Source organism: Vibrio breoganii (assembly GCF_024346795.1).
GTDB classification, from domain to species: Bacteria; Pseudomonadota; Gammaproteobacteria; order Enterobacterales; family Vibrionaceae; genus Vibrio; species Vibrio breoganii.
The window spans coordinates 790,997-817,635 of the sequence record NZ_AP024864.1 but is presented as its reverse complement, the minus strand read 5'-3'; the positions used below and the strand labels follow the sequence as shown (position 1 = coordinate 817,635).

The 26,639-nt window shown below is 45.8% G+C and carries 24 protein-coding genes; 12 read left to right on the top strand and 12 right to left on the bottom strand.

Annotation, left to right across the window (positions count from 1 at the left end):
* Positions 1-60: 60 nt before the first annotated feature.
* Both glnS and nagE read right to left on the bottom strand, forming a co-directional pair.
* Entirely contained in the window at positions 61-1,725 is a 1,665-nt protein-coding gene (gene glnS / locus OCU35_RS03890) for a glutamine--tRNA ligase (protein WP_102429293.1), read from the bottom strand.
* Between the two features lie 147 nt (positions 1,726-1,872).
* Positions 1,873-3,366 carry an N-acetylglucosamine-specific PTS transporter subunit IIBC gene (gene nagE / locus OCU35_RS03885; RefSeq protein WP_026012907.1) on the bottom strand — a complete coding sequence of 498 codons (1,494 nt, stop codon included), beginning with the start codon at positions 3,364-3,366 and terminating at the stop codon, positions 1,873-1,875.
* 261 nt (positions 3,367-3,627) lie between these two features.
* Between nagE and nagB the strand changes: the two genes are divergently transcribed.
* From nagB to asnB, 6 genes are all read left to right on the top strand, one after another.
* Positions 3,628-4,428 (top strand): glucosamine-6-phosphate deaminase, encoded by an 801-nt coding sequence (gene nagB / locus OCU35_RS03880; protein WP_017026767.1) that lies wholly within the window; start codon positions 3,628-3,630, stop codon positions 4,426-4,428.
* Between the two features lie 15 nt (positions 4,429-4,443).
* On the top strand, positions 4,444-5,580 hold the full coding sequence (gene nagA, locus OCU35_RS03875) for an N-acetylglucosamine-6-phosphate deacetylase (RefSeq protein ID WP_261825681.1): 1,137 nt from the start codon (positions 4,444-4,446) through the stop codon (positions 5,578-5,580).
* Between the two features lie 2 nt (positions 5,581-5,582).
* A complete protein-coding gene (nagC, locus tag OCU35_RS03870; protein WP_017026769.1) occupies positions 5,583-6,803 on the top strand; it encodes a DNA-binding transcriptional regulator NagC in 1,221 nt (406 codons plus the stop codon).
* Between the two features lie 70 nt (positions 6,804-6,873).
* Positions 6,874-8,463, top strand: coding sequence for a cation:proton antiporter family protein (locus OCU35_RS03865; RefSeq protein ID WP_065598327.1), 1,590 nt, complete (start codon positions 6,874-6,876; stop codon positions 8,461-8,463).
* Between the two features lie 121 nt (positions 8,464-8,584).
* The gene (locus OCU35_RS03860) at positions 8,585-9,742 is read left to right on the top strand and encodes a GGDEF domain-containing protein (protein WP_261825680.1); all 1,158 of its coding nucleotides are present in this window, start codon (positions 8,585-8,587) and stop codon (positions 9,740-9,742) included.
* A 188-nt stretch (positions 9,743-9,930) separates the two neighbouring features.
* Complete coding sequence (gene asnB / locus OCU35_RS03855) at positions 9,931-11,595, top strand: asparagine synthase B (RefSeq protein ID WP_017026772.1); 1,665 nt, start codon at positions 9,931-9,933, stop codon at positions 11,593-11,595.
* Positions 11,596-11,662: 67 nt separating this feature from the next.
* Here the strand turns inward: asnB and rfaH are convergent, their stop codons facing one another.
* From rfaH to htpG, 4 genes are all read right to left on the bottom strand, one after another.
* Positions 11,663-12,166 carry a transcription/translation regulatory transformer protein RfaH gene (gene rfaH / locus OCU35_RS03850; protein WP_261825679.1) on the bottom strand — a complete coding sequence of 168 codons (504 nt, stop codon included), beginning with the start codon at positions 12,164-12,166 and terminating at the stop codon, positions 11,663-11,665.
* A 101-nt stretch (positions 12,167-12,267) separates the two neighbouring features.
* On the bottom strand, positions 12,268-13,242 hold the full coding sequence (gene hemH, locus OCU35_RS03845; RefSeq protein WP_261825678.1) for a ferrochelatase: 975 nt from the start codon (positions 13,240-13,242) through the stop codon (positions 12,268-12,270).
* An 84-nt stretch (positions 13,243-13,326) separates the two neighbouring features.
* Complete coding sequence (gene adk, locus OCU35_RS03840; protein WP_017029273.1) at positions 13,327-13,971, bottom strand: adenylate kinase; 645 nt, start codon at positions 13,969-13,971, stop codon at positions 13,327-13,329.
* A gap of 178 nt (positions 13,972-14,149) precedes the next feature.
* Positions 14,150-16,051 carry a molecular chaperone HtpG gene (gene htpG, locus OCU35_RS03835; RefSeq protein WP_102498731.1) on the bottom strand — a complete coding sequence of 634 codons (1,902 nt, stop codon included), beginning with the start codon at positions 16,049-16,051 and terminating at the stop codon, positions 14,150-14,152.
* Between the two features lie 255 nt (positions 16,052-16,306).
* On the opposite strand from htpG, the gene OCU35_RS03830 reads away from it, so the two are divergent.
* The gene (locus OCU35_RS03830; protein WP_017029271.1) at positions 16,307-17,152 is read left to right on the top strand and encodes a winged helix-turn-helix domain-containing protein; all 846 of its coding nucleotides are present in this window, start codon (positions 16,307-16,309) and stop codon (positions 17,150-17,152) included.
* Positions 17,152-17,676 carry a regulatory protein ToxS gene (locus OCU35_RS03825; protein ID WP_017243841.1) on the top strand — a complete coding sequence of 175 codons (525 nt, stop codon included), beginning with the start codon at positions 17,152-17,154 and terminating at the stop codon, positions 17,674-17,676. The genes OCU35_RS03830 and OCU35_RS03825 overlap by 1 nt, the downstream gene beginning before the upstream one ends.
* A gap of 81 nt (positions 17,677-17,757) precedes the next feature.
* Here OCU35_RS03825 and yfcE read toward each other — a convergent pair whose 3' ends face one another.
* The 5 genes from yfcE to OCU35_RS03800 all read right to left on the bottom strand — a co-directional run bounded on the left by yfcE (position 17,758) and on the right by OCU35_RS03800 (position 20,700).
* On the bottom strand, positions 17,758-18,303 hold the full coding sequence (yfcE, locus tag OCU35_RS03820) for a phosphodiesterase (protein WP_261825677.1): 546 nt from the start codon (positions 18,301-18,303) through the stop codon (positions 17,758-17,760).
* A gap of 128 nt (positions 18,304-18,431) precedes the next feature.
* The gene (locus tag OCU35_RS03815) at positions 18,432-18,842 is read right to left on the bottom strand and encodes a CBS domain-containing protein (RefSeq protein WP_065210124.1); all 411 of its coding nucleotides are present in this window, start codon (positions 18,840-18,842) and stop codon (positions 18,432-18,434) included.
* A gap of 1 nt (position 18,843) precedes the next feature.
* Positions 18,844-19,194, bottom strand: a complete 351-nt coding sequence (locus OCU35_RS03810; protein WP_017029267.1) for a P-II family nitrogen regulator — start codon at positions 19,192-19,194, stop codon at positions 18,844-18,846.
* Complete coding sequence (locus OCU35_RS03805; protein ID WP_261825676.1) at positions 19,184-19,978, bottom strand: DUF1538 domain-containing protein; 795 nt, start codon at positions 19,976-19,978, stop codon at positions 19,184-19,186. The genes OCU35_RS03810 and OCU35_RS03805 overlap by 11 nt, the downstream gene beginning before the upstream one ends.
* Positions 19,975-20,700: a DUF1538 domain-containing protein gene (locus OCU35_RS03800; protein ID WP_261825675.1), complete on the bottom strand. Its 726-nt coding sequence runs from the start codon at positions 20,698-20,700 to the stop codon at positions 19,975-19,977. The genes OCU35_RS03805 and OCU35_RS03800 overlap by 4 nt, the downstream gene beginning before the upstream one ends.
* Positions 20,701-20,892: 192 nt before the next feature.
* Here OCU35_RS03800 and OCU35_RS03795 point away from each other — a divergent pair, with 192 nt between their 5' ends.
* The 4 genes from OCU35_RS03795 (at position 20,893) to OCU35_RS03780 (ending at position 24,501) form a co-directional block, all read left to right on the top strand.
* The gene (locus tag OCU35_RS03795; RefSeq protein WP_261825674.1) at positions 20,893-21,801 is read left to right on the top strand and encodes a TIGR01777 family oxidoreductase; all 909 of its coding nucleotides are present in this window, start codon (positions 20,893-20,895) and stop codon (positions 21,799-21,801) included.
* Between the two features lie 336 nt (positions 21,802-22,137).
* On the top strand, positions 22,138-22,992 hold the full coding sequence (locus OCU35_RS03790) for a co-chaperone YbbN (protein ID WP_017032621.1): 855 nt from the start codon (positions 22,138-22,140) through the stop codon (positions 22,990-22,992).
* 136 nt (positions 22,993-23,128) lie between these two features.
* Entirely contained in the window at positions 23,129-24,052 is a 924-nt protein-coding gene (locus OCU35_RS03785) for an SPFH domain-containing protein (protein WP_017032622.1), read from the top strand.
* A complete protein-coding gene (locus OCU35_RS03780; protein ID WP_017032623.1) occupies positions 24,049-24,501 on the top strand; it encodes an NfeD family protein in 453 nt (150 codons plus the stop codon). The genes OCU35_RS03785 and OCU35_RS03780 overlap by 4 nt, the downstream gene beginning before the upstream one ends.
* Before the next feature lie 92 nt (positions 24,502-24,593).
* On the opposite strand, the gene ligA is transcribed toward OCU35_RS03780, so the two are convergent.
* A complete protein-coding gene (gene ligA / locus OCU35_RS03775) occupies positions 24,594-26,621 on the bottom strand; it encodes an NAD-dependent DNA ligase LigA (protein ID WP_261825673.1) in 2,028 nt (675 codons plus the stop codon).
* Positions 26,622-26,639: the final 18 nt, after the last annotated feature.

Below are 26,639 nucleotides of genomic sequence, written 5' to 3'. Positions count from 1 at the left end.
TCAGACATAAAAAATGCCAGCATCTAGCTGGCATTTTTGTTTTTAATACAAAAGCATTAATTAGCTATTGTTTGCCCAAGTATCACGTAGACCGACTGTGCGGTTAAACACTAAGTTCTCTGCAGTGCTGTCTTTGCTGTCCACACAGAAGTAGCCTGTGCGCTCGAACTGATAACCCGCTTCTGCTTCAGCGCCCACTAGGCTAGGTTCAACAAAGCCTTGCTTCACATCTAATGATTCAGCATTAATCGTTGCTTTAAAGTCTTCCGCCGCTGCTGGGTTTGGTACCGTAAACAAGCGATCGTATAGACGAATCTCTGCAGGAACACCTTTGTCAGCGGATACCCAATGGATAACACCCTTCACTTTACGACCGTCCGCTGGGTTCTTACCTAGCGTCTCATCATCATAAGTACAGAAGATAGTAGTGATGTTGCCTTGCTCATCTTTTTCGATGCGCTCAGCCTTAATCACGTAAGCGCCACGCAGACGTACTTCTTTACCTAACACTAGGCGTTTGTACTTCTTGTTCGCTTCTTCACGGAAGTCATCAGCCTCGATCCACACTTCACGAGTGAAGGGGACTTCACGACTGCCCATTTCAGGCTTGTTTGGGTGATTAGCAACGTTTAGCGTCTCAACCTGACCTTCTGGGTAGTTTTCAATCACGATTTTAACAGGCTCAAGAACAGCCATTGCACGAGGTGCATTCTCGTTTAGGTCATCACGAATACAAGACTCTAGTGAACCAAACTCAATCATGTTCTCTTGCTTAGTGACACCAATACGCTTACAGAATTCACGGATAGACGCAGGCGTAAAACCACGGCGACGCAAACCAGAGATGGTTGGCATACGCGGGTCATCCCAGCCATTGACCAAGTTTTCAGTCACTAGTTGGCTCAGCTTACGCTTAGACATAACCGTATATTCAAGGTTTAGGCGGCTAAACTCATACTGATGTGGCTGAGTCTCAATGGTAATGTTTTCCAAAACCCAGTCGTACAAGCGACGGTTATCTTGAAATTCAAGGGTACACAAAGAGTGAGTAATTCCCTCTAGGGCATCCGAGATACAGTGAGTAAAGTCGTACATCGGGTAAATGCACCACTTGTCAGCGGTTTGATGGTGATGAGCAAAACGCACACGATATAGAACCGGATCACGCATCACCATGAATGATGAGCTCATATCGATCTTAGCACGCAGACACGCCTCACCTTCTTTGAAGCCACCATCACGCATTTTTTCAAATAACGCTAAGTTCTCTTCAACGGTGCGGTTGCGATATGGGCTTTCTTTACCCGGTGCTTTCAACGTACCGCGGTATTCGCGGATTTCATCAGCGGTTAGCTCCTCAACATAAGCTAGGCCCTTGTTGATCAACTCAACAGCATACGCATACAACTGATCAAAGTAGTTTGACGAGTAACAGATATCGCCAGACCAGTCGAAACCTAGCCATTGAACGTCGTTCTTGATTGAATCAACGTATTCAATGTCTTCTTTTTCAGGGTTGGTGTCATCAAAGCGCAGATTGCACTGGCCCTGATAGTCTTGAGCAATACCAAAGTTTAGACAGATCGACTTAGCGTGTCCGATATGCAGATAACCGTTTGGCTCTGGCGGGAAACGAGTATGCACGCTGTTATGTTTGCCATCCGCGATATCTTTATCGATGATTTGGCGGATAAAATTCGATGGTCGAGCCTCAGCTTCACTCATCTACAACACCTCATGGTTCAATTTTGAAATTCTTCTACGCCCTACATTGTATTCGTCTAAAGAACTAAATCTAGATGTTTGTGTTATGAAAGGTAAAAAAAATGCCTCCCGAGGGAGGCATTGGCACAATAATCTAGGAGTTATTGATTAAGATGGAAGCTGTACAGTTGTTAGGTCAGCATCTGCAGGGATTTGTTTCATCTCACCTGCTACGATTTCTGCTAGTGGACCTAGGATAACTTGAACGTTATTTGAACCTAGTTTAACCACACCCATTGCACCTAAGTCTTTCAGTTGCTTCTCGTTGATTACGCTCGTGTCGTTTAGAGTTAGGCGTAGACGAGTGATACATGCATCAATTGAAGAGATGTTGCTGTGACCACCTAGTGCTTTAAGGTACTGCTTCGCAAGCTCAGAAGAGTTTGAAGAACCCACAGTTGTTGAAGCACCATCTTCGTCATCTTCACGACCTGGAGTCTTAAGACCGAACTTAACGATTACTGTACGGAACACTGCGTAGTAGATTCCGAAGAATACTAGACCTTGAAGGATTAGCATGTACCAATCTTTCGCTAGTGGGTTACGGCTAGATAGAACCATATCCACAAGACCTGCTGAGAAGCCAAAGCCTGCAATCCATTCCATTGATGCTGCGATGTATACAGAAACACCCGTCAAAACAGCGTGCAGAACATACAGTGCTGGCGCTAGGAACATGAATGAGAATTCTAGTGGCTCAGTCACACCAGTGAAGAAAGAAGCGAAACCTGCAGCAATCATGATAGACGCTACTTTTTCTTTGTTCTTAGATTTTGAAGTGTGGTAGATAGCCAGTGCTGCACCCGGTAGACCGAACATCATGATAGGGAAGAAGCCCGCTTGGTACATACCAGTAACACCTACTGTTGCAGTACCTTCTGCAAGAGACTTAGCGCCACCTAGGAAGTTAGGGATGTCGTTAATACCTGCAACGTCGAACCAGAATACTGAGTTCAGTGCGTGGTGAAGACCAACAGGGATAAGTAGACGGTTAAAGAATGCATAGATACCAGCACCTACAGAACCCATACCTTGAATAGACTCACCGAAGTGTACTAGGCCATCGTAGATTGCAGGCCACACGTACATAAGTACGAATGCCATTACGATACCAGCAAAAGAAGTCAAGATAGGAACAAGACGCTTACCAGAGAAGAACGCTAGTGCTTTATGAAGCTCAACGGTCGAGAAGCGGTTGTAGATCTCAGCAGAGATAATACCGACTAGGATACCTACGAATTGGTTTTGAATCTTACCAAATGCCGCTGGAACTGCGTCGCCACTAATACCCTGAATCTGTGCTACTGCACCAGGAGATAGAAGAGTAGTAACAACGTACATCATTACTAGGCCAGCCAGTGCTGCTGCACCGTCTTTATCTTTAGACATACCGTAAGCAACACCTACAGCGAATAGCCAAGACATGTTGTCGATAATTGCCGCGCCCGCTTTAATAAGGAAGCCAGCTAGTGCACTGTTGCCACCCCAACCGGTCGGGTCAATCCAATAACCGATACCCATGAGTATCGCTGCTGCTGGTAGCGTAGCAACCGGCACCATTAGCGCCTTACCTACCTTCTGAAAATATCCAAGAATGTTCACGTTACTTCTCCCCCTGAGGAATCTGAAAATAAGCTTAAAACTTTTTTTAGCTGATTAATTTAGTCCTCTTCATCTTAATGGCTTAAATTTGCGTCGCAAATTAAAACCCCATAAAACGTGAGCCATGTCATAGCAATCTGTGTAGACAGCCTGTTTTTGTTAGGTAGATCATAAAACTTATTTCACTATTAAAAATAACGAACATTTTGAGTATACTAAGGACAATTAAACAGAATCTTAAATCTTGGCGAGGTATCCACCGTGAGGCTCATCCCACTAGAAACAAGCGCAGACGTCGGTCGTTGGTCTGCTCGACATATTGTCAATACAATAAATAAGTTTAACCCAACCGCTGACAGACCTTTTGTGCTTGGCCTACCTACTGGTGGAACACCGCTGAACACCTACAAGTACTTAATTGAAATGTACAATGCAGGAAAAGTGAGCTTTAAGAATGTGGTGACCTTCAATATGGATGAATACGTTGGCTTGCCTAGCGATCACCCAGAGTCATACCGCACCTTTATGTATGAAAACTTCTTCAAGCATGTGGACATTCAAGAGCAAAACATAAACTTGTTGGATGGCAACACTGAAGACCACGATGCCGTGTGCAGAGCTTATGAGGCTAAGATTAAATCTTATGGCCGAATTAACCTGTTCATGGGTGGCGTGGGTCATGATGGTCATATCGCATTTAACGAGCCGGCATCGTCTCTTTCATCACGTACACGCATTAAAACGCTGACCGAAAAAACACGTATTGCTAACTCTCGCTTCTTTGATGGTGACATTAGCCAAGTGCCTAAGTATGCACTGACTATCGGTGTTGCGACGCTTCTCGATGCAGAAGAAGTGATGGTGTTGATTACTGGCCACAATAAAGCTCAAGCACTGCAAGCTGCAGTAGAAGGCTCGGTGAATCACCTATGGACAGTAAGCGCAATGCAGATGCATTCAAAAGCCGTTATTGTCGCTGACTCTCCAGCTTCTCAAGAATTGAAAGTCAAAACCCTTAAATATTTCCGCGAGTTAGAAGCGGAAAACATCAAAGATCTTTAATTAGGAGCAGCAAGTATGTATGCATTAACGAACTGCACCGTTTTCACGGGTAGCGACATTTTAAATAACCACGCGGTTGTCATCGAGAACGACCGTATCAAGGCGGTATGCCTTGAAGAAACATTAGACGCAGGCATTGAACGTATCGATCTACAAGGCGCTAACCTAAGCCCTGGCTTCATCGACCTGCAATTAAATGGCTGCGGTGGTGTGATGCTCAATGATGACATCTCCCCTGAAACGATGCAGATTATGCACGAAGCCAACCTGAAGTCCGGTTGCACCAGCTTTCTACCCACACTGATCACCTCTTCAGACGAGAGTATGCGCAGCGCTATCGAAGCTCAGCGTAAATATCAGGAACAAAACAAGCATCAGTCACTGGGTCTACACCTTGAAGGTCCTTACCTTAACCTTGCAAGAAAAGGCATTCATACCGAGTCATACATTCGTCAATCGGATGATGAGATGATCGGCTTTATTTGCCAGCATTCAGACCTAGTGGCCAAGGTAACCCTAGCCCCAGAACAAAACAGACCTGAGCACATCAAACAACTGAAAGAAGCTGGGATTGTTGTTTCTATTGGTCACACTGCCGCAACGTATCAAGAAGCGCGTGATAGTTTTGAGCAAGGCATTACCTTTGCCACTCACCTATTTAACGCTATGACGCCAATGACAGGTCGTGAGCCAGGCGTCGTTGGTGCAATATTCGACACTCCAGACGTATATGCGGGCATTATCGTTGATGGGCATCATGTTGATTATGCTAACATCCGTATCGCTCACAAACTTAAGGGCGAAAAGCTGGTACTAGTAACAGATGCAACGGCTCCAGCAGGCGCTGAAATGGACCAGTTCAATTTCGTCGGTAAGACCGTGTACGTTCGTGATGGAATGTGTGTGGGTGAAGACGGTACATTGGGCGGTTCTGCACTTACCATGATTGAAGCCGTAGAGAACTGCGTTAAGCATGCAGGTTTATCTCTCGATGAAACACTGCGCATGGCAACACTCTATCCCGCCAAAGCAATGGGCATGGAGCATAAACTAGGTCGCGTAAAACCTGATATGATTGCGAACCTTACCATTTTCAACAACGACTTTAACGTTAAAGCGACCGTAGTAAACGGTCAATTTAAACAGGGATAATTATGACTGGCGGACAAATTGGCAACGTAGACCTAGTAAAGCAGTTGAACAGCGCAGCTGTTTATCGACTGATTGATCAACAAGGGCCTATATCACGCATTCAGATTGCTGAATTGAGCCATTTAGCGCCAGCAAGTGTCACTAAGATCACTCGTCAGCTATTGGAATGTAATTTAGTACAAGAGGTTGCACAGCAGGCCTCTACTGGTGGCCGACGAGCAATATCCCTAACCACACAAGTGACTCAGTTCCACTCTATCGCAGTGCGTGTTGGCCGAGATTATATTCAATTGTCTTTGCATGACCTGAGCGGAGAGATCCTAGCGCAAAGTGAATCGGCAATTCAGTACAGCGACCAAGAGCAATTGGTTGGGCAAATATTCGATAAAATTAAGCTTTTCAAAGCCAGCAACGAAGGTATCTCTCATAACCTGATTGCGATTGGTGTGATTTTGCCTGGCTTAGTAAACCCAGATGTAGGCGTTGTGCAATACATGCCTAACACTAAGATTGATAACCTGCCTTTAGCGAAAATTCTGAAAGATGAATTTAAGACTGAGTGCTTTGTCGGTAATGATATCCGAGGTATGGCTCTTGCTGAGCACTACTTTGGCGCAACCCGTGACTGCAAAGATTCCATCCTAATTAGTGTTCACCGTGGAACCGGTTCCGGCATTATGGCTGGAGGTCAGGTGTTCCTAGGTTCAAACCGAAACGTCGGCGAAATCGGTCATATTCAAGTGGACCCTCTTGGCGAGCAGTGCCAGTGCGGTAACTTCGGCTGCCTAGAGACGATCGCTGCTAACCCTGCGATTATCAAAGGTGTGAAAGCACGTTTGGCACAAGGCTATAACTCAACGCTCGCCGATGAGCCTCAAGTCACAATCAATGCTATCTGCAAGCACGCACTCAGTGGCGATGCACTAGCAACACAAAGCATCGTACGCGTAGGCGATCAACTGGGTAAAGCGGCGGCCATTGTGATTAACTTGTTTAACCCGCAAAAGATAGTCATTGCAGGTGATATTACCAAGGCAAAAGAGGTATTATTCCCCGCAATTCAAAGGAACGTAAATAGCCAATCGCTAACGGCGTTTCATAAAGACTTACCTATTGTCTCCTCTGAACTAGAGCAGTATCCGACAATGGGGGCGTTTGCTATTGTTAAACGAGCCATGTTAAATGGCATATTGTTACAAAAATTGATGGATTCTACGCAATAAGTTCAATCATCTCAGACTCGTTTGTGGTTGAATATGCGCCAATTTCTCAACCACTTTCGAGACTGCATAAATGGATATAATGCTCATTTTTGGTGCTTTTGTTGCCGGCTTTGTCGCACAGCGCTGTAACCTCCCTCCCCTTGTCGGTTTTTTGCTGGCTGGTTTCACCCTGAATGCCTTTGGTTTCGAAAGCAACGATGCAATCAATCAGCTTGCTGATCTTGGTGTCACCTTACTGCTGTTCACTATCGGCCTAAAGCTGGATATTAAGGTGCTACTGTCCAAAGAGATTTGGGCTGGCGCTACCCTGCACAACCTCGCCTCTACCGCCTTTTTTACGTTCTGTTTAGTGGCATTGCAGGTTATCGGTGTAAACCTTTTCGCTGATATGTCCTTTGCGCAGCTCATCATCTTAGGCTTTGCACTCTCTTTTTCTAGCACCGTATTTGCCATCAAGGCCCTACAAGATAACGGTGAACTAAACTCCGTCTATGGCACCATTGCCATCGGTATCTTGGTTATGCAGGATATCTTTGCGGTGGCTTTTCTGACCGTATCTACCGGTAAGGTCCCAGAATGGTACGCCATTATCCTATTTGCGCTGCCGTTAGTCCGCCCTCTTTTCTACAAAGTATTGGATAAAGTGGGCCACGGAGAATTGCTGGTACTGTGCGGTATCTTCTTTGCCTTAGTTGTGGGTGCTGGGCTATTTGAATTGGTTGGCGTAAAAGGCGATCTCGGTGCGCTAATTCTTGGAATGCTGCTTGCCGGACACAAGAAGGCGTCTGAGCTTTCCAAATCTTTGTTTAATTTGAAAGAGATGTTCTTGGTCTGCTTCTTCTTAAACATTGGTCTGTCCGAACAACCGACCGTGGCTGGATTGATTCTGGCTCTGGTATTCATGCTGTTGTTGCCAGTTAAGGGAGTACTGTATTACCTCATCTTAGACCGATTTAAGTTTCGAGTTCGAACCTCGCTACTCGCATCACTCACGCTGTTTAACTTTAGTGAGTTTGGCTTGATTGTCGGCGGTTTAGCCTACAAACAAGGCTGGATATCCGGTGACATCATGGTTTCTATCGCCCTAGCCGTATCGATTTCTTTCATTATTGCTGCACCCCTTAACCGCTTTAGCAATAGCATCTATCGTCGCAGTGCCAGCTGGCTTAAAGAGCACAGCGACGCCAAGATTAATATTCGCGACCAGTTTATTGGCGTTGGTCAGGCTCAGGTTATGGTGCTGGGTATGGGTCGTATCGGGACGGGTGCCTACGATGAACTCACAGAGCGCCACGGCGATATCTGTTTAGGCGTAGAAATACGAAATGACACAGCCGATCACCACCAACGCCATGCTAGAAACACCATCTGTGGTGACGTGACCGACTCCGATTTTTGGGAACGCATCCAGAAATTGGACCAAATAGAATTGGTCTTACTGGCCATACCGAATAACCAAGGTAACCGCTTCGCCCTAGAGCAGTTACGACTTCGAGGCTACCAAGGGAAAGTCGCCGCCATTGCTGAATATCAGGACCAAGTTGAGCAGTTTATTGAACTGGGTGCAGATGCGGCATTCGACATTTATCGAGAAGCGGGTAGCGGTTTTGCACGGCACGTGTGCGATACATTATCCCCCAACTTCACACCCATCAAATAGCACGAAATCGAGCCCTCATTGAGGGCTCGATTTACTTTATTTCATTGATAATAAGGAATATTCCCGTTTAGGCTCAGACTTGTTCTATTATTGATACAAAGTCTTTTTCGAGTGAGAGTGTGTGACCCTAACCTCCAGCATTGGCGTTCCTCGTGGTTTTAGTACCTATGTAGCAGAGCACAATAAAAAACAGTTAAAATTCTGGCTGCCTTTGCTCGCACTATTCATGCTGTTGCTAGGTGTTGGCATGCCTCTTTGGGAGGGACAAAGTTTTTTGCTGGCAACAGAAAGCATCAATTCGTTTTTTCACTTCTACATGGTTTATGTGCTGCCATTAGCCTTTTTACTCGTCAGGTTCATCCTGATAAAGTTGCCTACAAATAACAAAATCAACCTAGTGTGCTTGTTCGTGGTTTCTAACCTACTCGTAGCGCAGCATGCAGCGATGATTACCCTCTCCATCACACTTGCCCCTCTCTCGGTAATATTGGTAACCGCTATGGCAAAGATGATGATCCTGCGCGTCAGAGAAATCGTTTATGTGTGGGGCTTTAGCGTAATCACAGGATTCTTAATTGTAGAAATAGCTCAAGACGTACCCATTGCCTCTTTCCACTTATATTTCTCTATTTCTATCATGCTCACTTGGGTGCTCTACTTAGGCAGTGATCACTATAAAACCAAGTTACAAGCCTTCATTTACGACAAAGAACAATGGAAAGCAAAAAAACAAATCACCCTACAATTAATGGAGTTAGAAGCGCAGAAAAAAGAGCTTCAGCAATTGATTGGTAAAGACGCCCTTACCGGAATATTCAATCGCGGTTACTTCGACCAACATTTAAGAGACGAGATTAAGAGAACCTCTCGCTCATCCGCGCCATTAGGATTGCTAGTGGTAGATATCGATCACTTTAAAATGGTTAATGACCAGTTAGGGCACCATACCGGTGACGTCTACCTAACAAAGGTAGCAAAAGCGTTAGAAAGCATTGCGAAGCGACCAGCAGATGTCGTTGCGCGCTACGGCGGTGAAGAGTTTGTGCTTTTGCTCCCTGATACGGATAAAAAAGGGTTGGAAATACTCTCTCAGCACATCCTAAGCAGCATCAATGGGCTGGAAATTCCTCACCCTATTCAATCACACCTTACCGTCAGCATCGGCGGTTGTGAGTTTGATTCACACTCTATGGATAAAGTGGCGTTTTTTGAACGAGCAGATCAGGCTTTGTATCGAGTCAAATCCAACGGACGCAATAACTACTTTATTGCCAACTAGCCCCATCCCTACACTGATTTTGTCTAATAGTTAACTTGCATTAGACGCCATCTAACAAAAAGACCTTTTTATTAAACAAATTCAACATTAGTCACTCTTTGATTATTAAAATGTTGATTAGTGGGTTGCTTTTTTTAGCGACAATGGCAAATTGAACACATACGGAAATGAATTTGTAAGGAAGATATATGTGTTCGGTATTTGGTATCCTCGACATAAAAAGTGATGCAGAGAAACTTCGCCCATTGGCGTTAGAGATGTCGAAGAAACTTCGTCACCGCGGACCTGACTGGTCTGGTATTTACTCATCAGAAAAAGCGATTCTAGCGCACGAGCGTTTGGCGATTGTGGGTCTAAACAGCGGCGCGCAGCCTCTATACAGCCCAGACAAAAAGCTAGTGCTAGCGGTTAATGGCGAGATCTACAACCATAAAGAAATCCGAGCACGTTACGAAGGTAAATACGACTTCCAAACAGATTCAGACTGTGAAGTTATTCTAGCCCTTTATCAAGATATGGGTGCTGACCTACTTGAAGAGCTAAACGGTATCTTTGCGTTTGTTCTTTACGATGAAGAGAAAGAGACTTACCTCATTGGTCGTGACCATATTGGTATCATTCCTCTATACCAGGGCCATGATGAGCACGGAAACTTCTACGTTTCTTCAGAAATGAAAGCACTTGTACCAGTGTGTAAAACCGTCAGCGAATTCCCTCCAGGTTGCTACCTAGAATCAGGCGCACTCGCTCCAACTCGCTACTACATCCGCGACTGGAACGAATACGCAGCGGTTCAAGGCAACTCCACCAGCAAAGAAGACCTGACAAAAGCGTTAGAAGATGCCGTAAAACGTCAGCTAATGACAGATGTGCCATACGGCGTATTACTCTCAGGTGGTCTAGATTCTTCTATCACTTCTGCTGTCGCAAAACGTTTTGCTGCAATGCGTGTTGAAGATGATGACCAATCTGAAGCTTGGTGGCCACAGCTTCACTCATTTGCTGTTGGCTTAGAAGGCGCGCCGGATCTTATTGCCGCTCGCGAAGTCGCTGACCAGATCGGTACTGTACACCACGAAATGACTTACACAATCCAAGAAGGTTTGGATGCGATTCGTGACGTGATTTACCACATTGAAACGTACGATGTGACAACGATTCGAGCGTCAACGCCAATGTACTTATTAGCGCGCAAGATCAAGGCAATGGGCATCAAGATGGTACTTTCTGGTGAAGGTGCCGATGAAATCTTTGGTGGCTACCTGTACTTCCACAAAGCGCCAAACGCACAAGAGTTCCACGAAGAAACAGTACGTAAACTACTGGCGTTGAACATGTTTGACTGTGCTCGTGCTAACAAATCACTGGCAGCATGGGGCGTTGAAGGCCGCGTACCTTTCCTAGACAAAGAGTTCATTGACGTAGCGATGCGTCTAAACCCAGCAGACAAAATGTGTGGCAACGGTAAGATGGAGAAACACATCCTGCGTGAGTGTTTTGAGCATTACCTACCAGAATCTATCGCATGGCGTCAAAAAGAGCAGTTCTCTGATGGCGTTGGCTACAGCTGGATTGATACCTTGCGTGAAGTCGCTGAAGCTAAGGTAACGGATCAGCAAATGGAAACCGCTAAGTTCCGCTTCCCATACAACACTCCTTTAACTAAAGAAGGCTATGTATACCGCGAGATCTTTGAAGAATTGTTCCCGCTACCGTCAGCGGCTGAGTGTGTTCCTGGTGGACCGTCTGTAGCGTGCTCTTCGGCTAAAGCCATTGAGTGGGATGAATCGTTTAAGAACAACGCTGACCCTTCTGGTCGCGCTGTTAAAGCGGTACATAACGAGGCTTACTAAGTCATTAGACTGGTTAACGAGAAAAGGGCGCTATTTTAGCGCCCTTTTTGGTTTTAGGTTCTAGGACCTAGGACCTAGCCTCAATATCCTGATTATCGACCTGAACCTCTACTTTCTTATTGATCATCGTAATCAACAAAATAGAGCGCTTCTCACCATCAGCCTCATGGTAAATCGCATCGACGCCAGCGAACTGTCCTGACTTGATAATAACTTCATCGCCTTTTTGAAGTAAGTCAGATTCAATCTCAGCGTCTTCCTGAGAGCCCTCGAGTTGCTTAAGGGTATACACTAGGTCACCTTGCAACTCTGTAGGGTAAACGCCATTGCGGATAAAGTCGGACACACCACGTGTTGAGCGCACAGTGGTAAACGAAGGCCCTACTTCAAAATCAAAGCGTACAAACATGTAGCTTGGAAACAGAGGCTCAGATCTCTTCTGACGCTTACCTCGAACCATTTTTTCTACAGTGATCTTCGGGTAATAAACCTCAACACCTTGATTTTCAAGGTGCATTTGCGCCCGCTCTTGATCACCGCGCTTACAATACAATAAATACCAACGTTTCATGGCTGCTACCTTTTATCTGATACTAGGCTCTGCGCCAAAATTTTAACCTTGGTATTCTATCAGCTCACCTACAGACATGAAATCCGACCGAGCATGAGTGCTCATTCGCCGTTCAGTAAACGCGCATTTACTAGGCTCGCCATCAATTCAATGTGCTTGTCGCTATCATTGAGACACGGTATATAGTTAAAACTTTCACCACCCGCCTCTTTATAGATATCACAGCACTCTTCAGACAGCTCCTCTAATGTCTCAAGACAATCCACAGAGAAAGCAGGTGCTATGATATCCAGCTTTTTAATTCCTTGATTGGGCAACTTCTCTAGGGTCTTATCGGTATATGGCTGTAGCCATTCTTCGCGACCAAAACGCGATTGATAGGTCATGCCCATTCGGTCTGAGCCTAGTCCTAGTTCTTGCGCTAAAAGCTCAGTGGTCTTCTCGCAATGTTGAGGGTAGACATCACCATTGTCAGCAAATCGTTTCGGTATGCCATGATAAGAGCAAAGTAAGTAATCACTCTCTCCACGCTCACGCCAAGACTCTCGTACAGAGTCGGCCAAAGCCTTAATATAAAGCGGGTGATCGTGATAGTCGCCAATCACCTCAAAGGAAGGCACCACCGTCATCTGTTTGAACGCCTTACCCAGACCATCAACAACAGCAGCGGTTGTGGTTGCAGAGTACTGTGGGTACAAAGGTAGCACTATCACCTTTTCAACGCCCTGCTCAAGCAGTGACTGCATGCCATACAGCAAGCTTGGATTACCATAGGTCATCCCAAGCTCAACTGGAACATTGAGGCTTTGCTTTAACTTACTCGCTTGCCTGCAAGAGAATACCATCAGGGGTGAACCTTCACTCATCCACACCCCTTGATAAAGCTTGGCTACCTTGGGAGCGCGAATGGGCAATATCACGCCGTGCAGCAATGGGCACCATAACCAACGCGTCATATCCACTACACGCTTGTCGTGCAGAAACTGACTTAAGAATCGTTTAATGGCTTTAGGGGTTGCTTCATCTGGGGTCCCTAGATTAACTAATAACACCCCTGTTTTAGATTGGTTTTCCATAACGTCCTGACATATAAGCAATAAAAAAGGACGACCAACTGGTCGTCCTTCTAGTATCTAAATTCGCTTAACAATAAGCAATGATTAAGATAACGCTTTTTCGATGTCAGAGCTTACTTCTGCAACTTGCTTAGTACCATCGAACTTAAGGTACTTAGTGTTACCTGCTTCTGCTTCTTTACCGTAGTACTGAACTAGCGGAGCAGTTTGCGTGTGGTATACACCTAGGCGAGCGCGAACAGTCTCTTCTTTGTCGTCATCACGAACAACAAGAGCTTCACCTGTTACGTCGTCTTTACCTTCCTCTTTAGGCGGGTTAAACACAACGTGGTAGGTACGACCTGATGGAAGGTGAGCACGACGACCGGCCATACGCTCAACAATCACATCGTCAGCTACGTCAAACTCGATAACGTAATCAACATCAATACCCATCTCTTTCAGGCCATCAGCCTGAGGGATAGTGCGTGGGAAACCATCTAGTAGGAAACCTTTCTCACAATCGTCTTGTGCAATACGCTCTTTGATAAGACCCAGAATGATATCATCAGAAACCAATTGGCCTGCATCAATTACACCTTTAGCTTTTTTGCCTAACTCAGTGCCCGCCTTGATAGCAGCACGTAGCATGTCACCAGTAGAAATTTGTGGGATACCGTATTTTTCCATGATGAACTGAGCCTGAGTGCCTTTACCTGCACCAGGAGCACCTAAAAGAATGATGCGCATTGTTTTTCCTCTTTAATGTTCTTCTTTTATACCGAAGCTCACAAACCGACAACAAACAGTAAGCCACTGATTTTGTTGTAAGTTTCGGTATAACTCTACTTTTAGTAATGATTAAGCCCAGAATACTATCATAATTCTGGGCTCAATGTTCAGCTTTGCGACTAATCCGTGAGATTGACTATTTAATCAACAATTGGTTTACCGCGCTTAAAAATTGGCTTGGATCTTCTAGAGAACCACGCTCTGCGAGCATCGCTTGACCAAGCAAAAGCTCAACATAGCGACCAAAGGCGATCTCATCAGCGGTATCGGCCATTTGCTTAACTAGATCGTGCTCCGGGTTTAGCTCTAGGATGTACTTCACCTCAGGAGCGGCTTGACCTGCAGCCTCAAGAAGCTTAGCCATCTGCGTGCCCATTTCCATATCATCGGTCACCACTACCGCTGGAGTACTTGCAAGCTTAAAGGTGGTACGAACCTCTTTCACGCGATCACCCAGGTACTCTTGAGTTCGCTCAACTACAGACTTAAACTCTTCTTCCGTCTCTTTCTGCTTCTCTTTCTCTTGCTCGTCTTCAAACTTGCTAAGATCTAGGCCAGCTTTGGTGATTGACTGGAATTGTTTGCCGTCGAACTCTGTTAGGTAGTTCATTAGCCACTCATCGATGCGATCGTACATCAGCACAACCTCAATGCCTTTCGCTTTAAATTGCTCAAGGTGCGGGCTGTTTTTCGCTGCGGCATAGCTGTCAGCAGTAAGGAAGTAGATCTTATCTTGACCTTCTTTCATACGCTCAACATAGCTTGCAAGGCTTACAGACTGTTCGTTGCTGTCGACTTCTGTTGAAGCAAAACGCAATAAACCCGCGATCTTCTCTTTGTTAGAAGCATCTTCTGCAGGGCCTTCTTTTAGCACTAGGCCAAATTCCTTCCAGAAAGACAGGTACTTGTCATCGTCTTTCTTCGCCAATTTCTCTAGCATAGTAAGAACGCGCTTAGTACACGCATTACGCAGTGACTGAGTCACCTTGTTGTCTTGCAGGATTTCACGTGACACGTTCAGTGGCAGATCGTTTGAATCAATCAAGCCCTTAACAAAACGCAGGTACGAAGGCATGAACTGCTCTGCGTCATCCATGATGAATACACGCTGAACATACAACTTAAGACCGCTCTTATGGTCACGGTTCATCATGTCCCAAGGTGCTTTTGAAGGAACGTACAATAGGCTTGTGTAATCGTTCTTACCTTCTACCTTGTTATGGCTCCATAGCAATGGATCAGCAAAGTCATGCGAAACATGCTTGTAGAACTCTTTATATTCTTCATCGTTGATGTCAGATTTTGCTCGAGTCCAAAGCGCTTGCGCCTTGTTGATTTGCTCCCACTTGGTTTCGTCTGTTTCTTTGCCTTCTTCATCCGTTACCTTGGTAAGAATAGAAACAGGAATACCAATGTGGTCAGAGTATTTGCTGATCACATCACGTAGACGCCATTCAGATAGGAATTCTTTACCTTCATCACGCATATGAAGAATGATGTCAGTACCGCGGCTTTCTTTGGTAATGTCTTCAATGGTGTAGTCACCTTCACCCGCTGAGTGCCACTGCACGCCGTGGTCAGCCGATAGGCCTGCAGCACGTGTACGTACAGTTACTGCATCCGCCACGATAAAGGCAGAATAGAAACCAACGCCAAATTGACCAATAAGCTGTGAGTCTTTTGATTGGTCTTCAGAAAGCTTAGAGAAGAACTCCGCAGTGCCCGATTTTGCGATTGTGCCTAGGTGTTCAATCACATCATCACGGCTCATACCAATACCATTGTCCGATACGGTCAGTGTGTTGGTCTTCTCATCGAAAGAAAGCTTCACACCTAGATCGGCATCGCCTTGGTATAAGTCAGGCTGAGATAGTGCTTGGAAGCGCAGCTTATCTGACGCATCTGACGCGTTAGAAATAAGCTCACGTAAGAAAATTTCTTTATTTGAATACAGTGAGTGAATCATAAGGTGCAGCAGTTGCTTTACCTCTGATTGGAAACCTCGAGTTTCTTTATTAGCTGACACAGTCTCGCTCATTTTGACTCCATACTTTTATGTTTACTCATAACCGCACCAGGTTCGAATTTGCTGATGCTTGTACTCATAAGGCATGAAATAAGGGTGAGAAGTGCAAATTCAAGGTCAATTAGTATAAAAAAACTGTTTTTTAGATAAAATTTTATTATGCTATGGCGGTTATTCGCTCTAAAAGGCGATATATCTCACACTTCATATGGAATGAGTGTGATGGGTTACGGAAGCGTGTGTCAGCGAAAATCAAAGAAGATCTAAATGAGTAAAATCGGTATTAAATACGTACTAGCCCAGAAGTATATTTTTGATCCAAACAGCAACTCACTTGTCGATCAATCAGATGACGATAGTTTAGTGCGACTTGGTAGTAATGAAAGTCGAATCCTCACCCTACTTTGCGAACATCCAAATGAGGTGGTTACTCGTGACCAACTGCATGAATTTGTTTGGAGAGATCAAGGTTTTCAAGTTGATGATTCTAGCCTAACTCAGGCAATTTCTACGCTTAGAAAAATGCTAAAGGATTCCACCAAATCTCCACAGTTTGTAAAGACTGTGCCGAAGCGTGGCTATCAATTGATTTCGTCTGTCGAGCGCGAAACCCCGACTCCTCAAACCGAGGAAAAAGCCGCTACTCCTGCAGCAGAGCCGGCTCTTGCTTCGATCACTACATCGCAGCTAAAAGAATCTAAAGCCGAGCAAAACACCAAGAAACAAGCGTTCTGGTCAAATTGGGATACAAACACCCGAATTTTACTGTTAGTGGCGATTTTATTGCCAATTATTGCGCTGATGATCCCTAATTCTTCACCCTCTACATTCCGTGCCGTCACGGTAGTAAATGATGTACCGGTTAAAACAACCGAGGGCCACCCTGATCTGACTAACTGGATGGAAAGCATCGAAAGCTGTGTAGACCATTACATGACCGCTTATACGGATGAGTCCGATCCTGTTGAAGTCATTGCAACGGCAAGCCAATCAGAACAACTCTATTTAAGCTACATTCACGGTCCACAGTTTACCTCTGAAAATAGCACTGTCCGTCTTGTTGGCAAACAGCAAGACCTTGCCAAGATCTGCGCAAAAGGAGGCCGTAAGTAATGAACCAACGTGTAGCATCAATTTTATTAGTGATCTCTGTGGTATTCAGTGGTTGGTTATACTGGGGCAGCGACGTCAAGATCGAACAAGTGCTGACCTCTCGTGAATGGCAAACAAACCTTGATACGTTTGTTTACTCTGATCTCGCTGACGATAGCATTGGGCCTCTGAACAAGGTTCACATTATGTCTAATGTGAAATACCTACCCAATGGCGACTATATCCGTGCATCACGTATCCAGCTGTTTAATGACGTCAATGTTGTATCATTTACGATGAACATTACTGAGTCAGGTCTGTGGCAATTAAGTGATAACTACCTGCTGATCGACCCTAAAGAGTTTAAAGATTCTGCAGCCATCGATAGCAAAGATTTCACTGAACAACAGCTTCGAGTGATAAAGCAGCTGTTTATCACTGATGCCCAACAAAGCCGTCGCGTGGACATCATCGATGACAACTCAATCTTGCTGACCAGCCTAGGGCATGGTTCTCGAGTGTTGGTATCGACTCCGACGATGTAAAATAAAAAAGGAGGCTAAGCCTCCTTTTTTTGACCCTAGGTCCTAGGTCCTAGGGCCCTATACTCCTAGAACCCTAAATCCCTATATATTCGTTTCCGCCAACACATCCCCATCAAAGCTAACAACGCTGAGTTTGTTATCTTCAAGCAACCCGTAGCTTGCTACATTGCCACCTTTAGGCAAGGTTACAGAGCCAGGATTAAACAGGGTGTACTCGCCCATTGATGCGGCTACAGGCAAATGAGAATGTCCGTGCGCGAGAACATCACCGCTTTTGAGTGGAGGTAGTCTATCTTGGTTGTACAAGTGACCATGAGTTAAAAACAGTCGCTTGCCGCTTTCTAGTAATACAATGGCAAAGTCACTCAGTACAGGGAAATCAAGCAGCATCTGATCCACTTCGCTGTCACAGTTACCTCTTACTGAAATAATGTCGTCTTTATACTTATTAAGAAGTTCCGCTACCTGCGCTGGCGCATAGGCTTCTGGAACTGGATTTCTCGGCCCATGGTTTAGGATATCGCCAAGCAAGATAAAATGCTGCGCACCAGAGGCGTGATAAGCTTCGACAGCTTTTTTTGTTGAGGCTAGGCAGCCATGTAAATCAGAAGCAAAAAACAGTTTCATATTGAATTACTCTATCGTCTTTCATTGCCCGAGAGTGTAACAATGCCCTCTGTTTTTCTCCAGAGGATAGCGCCTGAAGTTGGTAAACAGCTGTTACTTCACTCTTATGCTAGGCTCTTGTTGCTTGGTTAGAACTCCGAATCTAGCACCATGCCCTTCACAACAATATTGTTGTAGCTCACCATCCCAAGCACATTGCCATCTAATACAACCGGAGCCCGACTAATTCCAAATCGCTCAAACAATCGTGCGCAGTATTTGACGTTCATATCTGGTGATACACACAACGCAGGCTTACTCATTATCTCATAGACATTAGTTCGAGCCGGTGAACGATTCTGAGCCAATACTTTCTTGGCAATATCATTCATCAACACCAAACCATATTCGTCATCCTCATGGCGTTTATTAACGATCAGTGCTTTGACCTCGTTTTCACGTGCTATGCCGATTGCTTCCTGAACCGTCATTAAGCCATCAACAATGGCATAGGTTGCAGACATGACATCCTTTACTCTGCGGCTGGTGTGACTTTTCATATCATAGTTCCCTCTCTACTATCTTGGTTAGAGTCTCAACCTGATGGGCGACTCCAACGGCATCCTCTACATCTATCTGTACTGCAATACCCTGTCCTGATTCTTGGTCAAATTCACCAATATCGCTGATCTTCTCCAAAATACGGCGCGATAAGTGCTCTTCAACCACAAACAACAGTACGTCCTTTTGAACCTCAAGCGTCAGCCCTAAGAAGGTACGCTTTTGATTCAACCCTTCACCTCGAGCATTACTGATCACAGTCGCACCCGTTGCACCCGCAGACCGAGCGGCATCAAGTACCGCATCCGTACGGATATCCTCAACAAAGGCTAGTATCAATTTAAATCGCATTAGAATCCTCCTTAATAGGATGGCGCTGGTTAAGCCAGCGTGTAATCTGCGCATACCCCATTACGGTAATAATTGGGAATAAACTGGCAAAGGCAATAAGCCCAAAGCCATCAATCAGTGGGCTTCTACCTGGCACCGTCGAGGCGAGCCCTAAACCTAACGCGGTCACTATGGGCACAGTGACGGTTGATGTGGTAACACCGCCACTGTCATAGGCAAGGGGAATGATCATGGATGGAGAGAAGTAGGTCTGTACGATAACGATCAGATAGCCCACTATGATGTAATAATGAATCGGGTCTCCGGCAACGATGCGATAACACCCTAATGTAATGCCAATCGCGACCCCTAGCGCCACCGCCAATCGCAAGCCGTTTACCTTAATGCTGCCACCGGAAACCTGATTGGCTTTAATGGCCACCGCGATTAACGAGGGCTCGGCTATGGTGGTACTAAAACCGATGCAAAAGGCAAACAGGTACACCCAGTAATAATCAAACCAATGCAGCAAACCTGACTCAGATAAACGCATCTCTTTTAAGAAGTCAGGCATGGTTAACTGCATGGCCATGGTTTCACCTAACGGAAATAGCGCCGCCTCTAATCCAATCAAAAACAGCGCTAGTCCCACAATCACTAATACGAAGCCGAGCAATACTGAGGGCAAATTTCGTATGGGTCTGCGCAGAACCGCCACCTGAAAACCAAATAAGATCACACCAATGGGGAAAACATCCATGACTGTAGAGGCAAATACTTCAAGGGTATGCGCTAGAGTAATCATGACAGCCACATCCCATACAGCATGACGAAGATCATGGGCAGCAAGGAAGCAAATGCGATTAGCCCAAAGCCATCCACCATGGGGTTGCGGCCCTTGATAGAAGAGGCCAACCCCACGCCTAAAGCGGTGACCAAAGGTACAGTGATGGTCGAGGTTGTCACCCCACCCGAGTCATAGGCAATGCCGATGATGCTTTGCGGGGCAAAAAAGGTCAGCGAGACCACCAGCAAGTAGCCACTGATGATCAAGATATGGATGGGCCAGCCCTTGAGAATTCGATACACCCCAAGCACCAAGGCGAACCCCACCGACAGCGCGACGGTTAATCTAAGGTGGAAGGTATAATCCTGCATGCTGTCATCATTAAACGCGATCACCCCTTCTTTCGCCGCCACCTCTGCGGCCTCCATTGCTACAGCCGTAAGAGCAGGCTCCGCTATGGTTGTGCCAAAACCAAGACAAAAAGAGAAGAATATCAACCAAGCTACACTGCCCTTACGTGCAAACGCCTGCGCCATCGACTCTCCGATGGGAAACAGCCCCATATTGAGCCCAAGCACAAATAAGGTAAGTCCGAGCACCACCAGTAGCATGCCGAACAGAATAGTAAAGAAGTGTGGGAGGGGTTGTTGCAGGATAACTAGCTGAAAGAATGCCACCACCAAAACGATGGGCGTCAGATCTTTTGCACTATCAATGAAAGATCGTAGGAAGACATTCATCTGCTTGCGTTATTCCTTACGTATTAAAGAAATTAAACCGTGTGTTAGTCTTATAGATTAACTATGGTCAATTATCCGTGGCCTAGGTGTGACGTAAGGCTCGAAATGTAACGTCTATAATTATAGGCTCTTTCAGCCTAGCGCTGGATTTACACATAACGTCGACTGGCAATTACTCTACTTGGAGCAGGTATGCACATATTGATTACTGGTGGTACTGGGTTTATTGGTCGCGCATTGGTCAAACAACTCATCCCTCATCAAATGACTATCTTGACTCGTGACAGTGACAACGCTGCGCAGCAATTAAAGCACGTAAACCCTAATTGCTTGCACTTTGTGCAGTCTCTTGATCACCTGCAAGACCTTTGTGACTTTGATGCAGTGATTAATCTGGCCGGGGAGCCGATTGTGAATAAGCGCTGGACTGATCAACAAAAGAAGCGTATTTGTGACAGTCGCTGGGACATCACTCGTCAAATCGTCGACCTCATCAAACGCTCTTCAAATCCGCCTAAGGTATTTATTAGCGGTTCTGCAGTCGGCATTTACGGAGATCAAAACCAAATTCGAGTCGACGAAGAAACCCCATATAAGGCTGAGGGTTTTCCGCATTGCGTCTGTCAAGAGTGGGAGGACATCGCCAATCAAGCGCGCAGCGAGCAAACCAGAGTCGCGCTACTTCGAACAGGGATCGTATTAGGCCAAAATGGGGGCGCATTAGAAAAAATGCTATTGCCCTACAAGCTTGGTCTTGGCGGCCCATTAGGTGCTGGTCAGCAATATATGCCGTGGATTCACATTCAAGATATGGTGAGAGCCATTCAATTTCTACTCGAAACCGAGATCTGCTCTGGCGTCTTTAATATGGTGGCACCGCACCCTGTCACCAACAAAGAATTTAGCCAAACATTGGCAAAGACCCTCTCAAGACCGCACTTTTTATTTACACCTAAATTTGCCATGCAGATGGCCTTAGGCGAATCCAGTTGTTTACTGTTTGATAGCGTCAAAGCCAAGCCCAAACGACTCACTGAAATGGGCTTCACTTTCAATTACTCAAGGGTTCAACCAGCGCTGTCGCAAATTTTGTCACACTAACTTTTTACAATTTTTTCTACAAAATCGCCGTTTCGCCATAAATTTGTAATAAAAGGTGTGCAAAATACAGCCTGTTATGATTAATCATGTTTAAGTTTCAGAGGACAGTATGTCTTTAAACAAACTCAACTGGTTAAGTGTGGGGGTTGTGGTTCTTGTTTTAGTGCTAATTTAACCCATACACTAACCAAGCCTACAGAAACTCAGGTTCGCTCCGTTAATTAATGAGATTAGCGAGAATGGCCTGAGTTTTTTGGTTTTCATAAACAAACACCTTGAGATTGCCTAAAGTAACCCAATCTATAAGATACTCATCATTAGTCTAGGGACACATTCATGCATTCAGAATTCATCGTCGAAATGAACCAACAAAACTTCCAACAAATCTTGGAAGGCTCAATGAACACACCCGTTGTGGTCTACTTTTGGGCGCCGATGAGTCAAGAGAGCGCTGATCTTGTTCCACAAATCCAGCAACTTGCACAGCAATATGCCGGCGCCTTCACCCTAGCCCTGCTCAACTGCGAGCAAGAGCAGCAAATTGCCGGACAGTTTGGTATTCAGGCGCTGCCGACTATCGCTTTGTTTAGTCAAGGCCAAGCCATTGATGGATTAGGTGGACCGCAGCCAATTCAAGCCATTGAGGCCATGCTACAAAAACACCTGCCAAGCCAAGATGAGCTTAATCTGCAAAAAGCATTGAGCTTGATGTCAGAACAGCAATACACAGAAGCACTCGTTCTGTTTGGCTCTTTACCTGAAGAGTTGCAAAATAAGGGTGAAGTAAAACTGGCTAAAGCTGATTGCCTAATCGCAACCGCGCAATTTAGCGAAGCGGAAGCTGTGCTATCTCATATCCCGCTAGAGTATCAAGACAACTACTACAAAGGATTGATGGCGAAACTAGAGCTTCACGCGCAAGCGGCAAACAGCCCAGAGATACAAGCCCTAGAGACTCAGCTAACCAATGACGCTGAGAACGCTAAAATCGCCAACGAACTGGCGCTGCAATACCATGAAGTGAACCGCAGCGATGAAGCCCTTGAGTTATTGTGGACATTTATTTCTAAAGACCTAGGTGCATTGGACGGTGAGATGAGAAAAACCTTTATGGATGTTCTGTCTGCATTAGGACAAGAGAATGCAACGGCTAAACAATATCGTCGCCAGTTGTACTCTATTCTTTACTAATCTTATTGAATAATAAGGCTCTTTTTTCTGTTCAAGGCGTGACGTTTTCACGCCTTTTTTAATCTATTCGCACAAAATATCCCCTAGAAATAGAGTATAGTTAGCGTTCTACTACTTCATCGTTAGGAAAGTAAGCATGGACTCTACTCTCATTACCATCGCCATTTTTATCGCATTGGCCGTTATCTTAATTGCTGCTGGGATCAAAACCGTTCCTCAGGGAAGTCACTGGACCGTAGAACGCTTTGGTCGCTATACCAAAACCCTACAGCCAGGACTGAACCTTATCATTCCCTTTATCGACTCCATTGGTAATAAGATCAATATGATGGAGCGAGTAATGGACATCCCAGCTCAAGAAGTCATCTCAAAAGACAACGCCAACGTCACCATAGATGCGGTGTGCTTCGTACAAGTATTTGATGCGCCTAAAGCGGCCTATGAAGTCACTGAGCTAGAGCACGCTATTCGTAATCTTACTCTTACTAATATCCGTACTGTGCTTGGCTCGATGGAACTCGACGAAATGCTCAGCCAAAGGGATATGATCAACACCCGCCTACTATCGATTGTCGATGAAGCGACTAACCCTTGGGGCGTTAAAGTCACTCGTATTGAGATCAAAGATGTTCAACCACCAGCCGACCTCACCGCTGCCATGAATGCACAGATGAAAGCAGAGCGAAACAAGCGTGCCGAAGTCCTTGAAGCCGAGGGTATTAGACAAGCGGAGATCCTTAAAGCCGAGGGTCACAAACAATCTGAAATCTTAAAAGCAGAAGGTGAGAAGCAAGCCGCAATATTGCAAGCTGAAGCTCGCGAACGTTCGGCTGAAGCAGAAGCAAAAGCGACACAAATGGTTTCTGATGCGATTGCTGCAGGTGACATGCAGGCCGTTAACTACTTTATCGCACAAGGCTATACCGATGCGCTGAAATCCATTGGCCAAGCGGAAAACGGAAAGGTCATTATGTTGCCGCTTGAAGCAACAGGCTTAATGGGCTCCATTGCTGGCGTTGCTGAGATGTTTAAAACTGCCGATGACAAGGGTAAATCGTGATAGAGCTCCTGCAACAAGTTAACCATTGGCATTGGCTAGCATTTGGCCTGGCACTACTGTGCTTTGAAGTCTTAGGTACTGCTGGCTACTTTCTTTGGCTTGGCATCTCTGCTCTTATTGTTGGCGCCATTCTTAGTGCCCTTCCTCTAGGATGGCAGATGCAGTGGATGAGCTTTGCAAGCTTTGGCCTCATCACTACTTGGCTTTGGTGGCGCTACCAGAAAGGCAAAGATAAAATCGATGAAAAGACGACTACTCTGAATAAACGCTCACAGGCCTTGATTGGTCAGTTCACCACCTTAGAGCAAGACTTCCCCGCTGGTAAAGGTCGCCTAAAACTGGGCGATACCTCTTGGACAGCCGTGGCCGAACAAAGCCTAGAAGCGGGCACCGCTGTTGAGGTCCATAAGGTCGAAGGCATTATCTTGCACATTCGCCAAAAGAGTTAATATGCTTTAACTCACGTATTACAAAGCAAATAAAAAAGGCTTCTAAGGTGATGAACATCTAGAAGCCTTTTTAAAGCAGACAATACTCAGTATTAGCTAATGCCGTGCTGTTGCATTAAATCAATCAGCCCTTGCTCATCTTGTATTTCAACCCCAAGGTCTTGCGCTTTTGCTAGCTTAGAGCCTGCCGCTTCACCAGCAAACAAGATATCCGTATTTTTCGACACACTGCCCGTTACCTTAGCCCCTAGGTTTTGCAATGCAGCCTTAGCATCTGAGCGGGTAAGTTGGGATAGTGAGCCCGTTAGCACGACCGTTTTACCTGCTAAAGGTAATTCTTCGGCATTTGCCACGTCCTTAATCTCAGCCCAGTTGATGCCGCTCTCGATAAGCTCGGCAATCACCGCTTGATTTCGCTCTTGAGCAAAGAATGCCTTAATGTGCTCAGCCACAATGGCTCCAACATCGGGCACTTCCAGCAACGCTTCAACGCTTGCTTGTTCAATACGCTCAAGGGTCTTAAAGTGCTGCGCTAAGTTGGCTGCGGTTGCCTCTCCTACTTCTCGAATGCCTAAAGAATATAAGAATCGAGGTAGGGTCGTTTGTTTTGATTTTTCTAGGGCGTCTACAACATTTTGCGCCGACTTTGGTCCCATACGGTCAAGAACCGTAATTCGACCTGCACTTAGCTTGAAAAGGTCGGCTGGTGTTTGCACCATTTCTTTTTCGACTAATTGCTCAACGACCTTGTCGCCTAAGCCATCTACATCCATCGCTTTACGCGATACAAAGTGCTTCAGTGCTTGCTTACGTTGCGCAGAGCATACCAAGCCACCGGTGCAACGAGTCACCGCTTCACCTTCGGTACGTTCAGCATCGGAGCCACACACTGGGCATACCACTGGGTAGACAATCTCTTTGGCATCATCTGGGCGTCTATCTAACACCACGCCGGTGATTTGAGGGATCACATCACCCGCACGGCGGATAATAACCGTGTCTCCCACCATCACGCCCAAACGCTGGATTTCATCGGCGTTGTGCAAGGTGGCATTGCTGACCGTCACGCCACCAACAAATACAGGCTCAAGCTTAGCTACTGGCGTAATGGCGCCGGTGCGCCCTACCTGAAACTCCACATCATTGAGTGTTGTAAGCTCTTCTTGTGCCGGAAACTTGTAGGCAATAGCCCAACGCGGAGCACGAGCGACAAAGCCAAGTTGCTCTTGCTTTGCTATTTCATCAAGCTTGATCACTACGCCATCTATCTCGTAATCAAGGTCATCTCGCGTCTCAAGAATGTATTGGTAGTAAGCAATCACGTCATTGAGGTTTTCAACCTTACGCACCACAGGGCACATAGGTAATCCCCACTCTTTGAGCTGCAAGAAGCGTTGATAGTGGCTGTTTTCCAGCTCGCCTCCCTCAATAACGCCCACGCTATAGGCATAAAAACCCAAAGGACGTTTTGCCGTAATGCGCGAATCTAACTGACGCAAACTACCCGCTGCTGCGTTTCTTGGGTTAGCAAACGGCTTTTCGCCCTTCGCTATCGCCTGCTCGTTAAAACGGTCAAAACCCGCCTTAGGCATAAAGACTTCACCGCGCACTTCAAGTCGCGTTGGATAGCCTTCGCCCTGCAGTTTTAAAGGGATAGCGCTAATGGTGCGAACGTTCTGAGTAATGTTTTCACCCGTCGTTCCATCACCACGGGTTGCCGCTTGAACTAACACGCCATTTTCATACATCAAACTCACCGCTAGGCCGTCAAGCTTAGGCTCGCAACTGAACGCACCAAGCTCACTGCTATTCAGTCTATCTTGCATGCGTTTATGAAACGCCTTGAGCTCCGAATCATCAAAGGCATTATCTAGAGATAACATTGGCACTTGATGGGTGACTTGGGTAAAGCCTGACAATGGCGCGCCGCCTACCCTTTGCGAGGGTGAGTCCACCGTGACTAATTCAGGGTTACCTTCTTCTAATTCAATGAGTTGACGCATCAAGCGATCGTATTCTGCATCAGGGATCTCAGGGCTATCCTCAACATAGTAACGCACCGCATGATAATGCAGTGCCTCAGATAGCTTAGCGTGTTGTTGTTGAATAGAATCTGGCATAGGGATTTCTCAAAAATA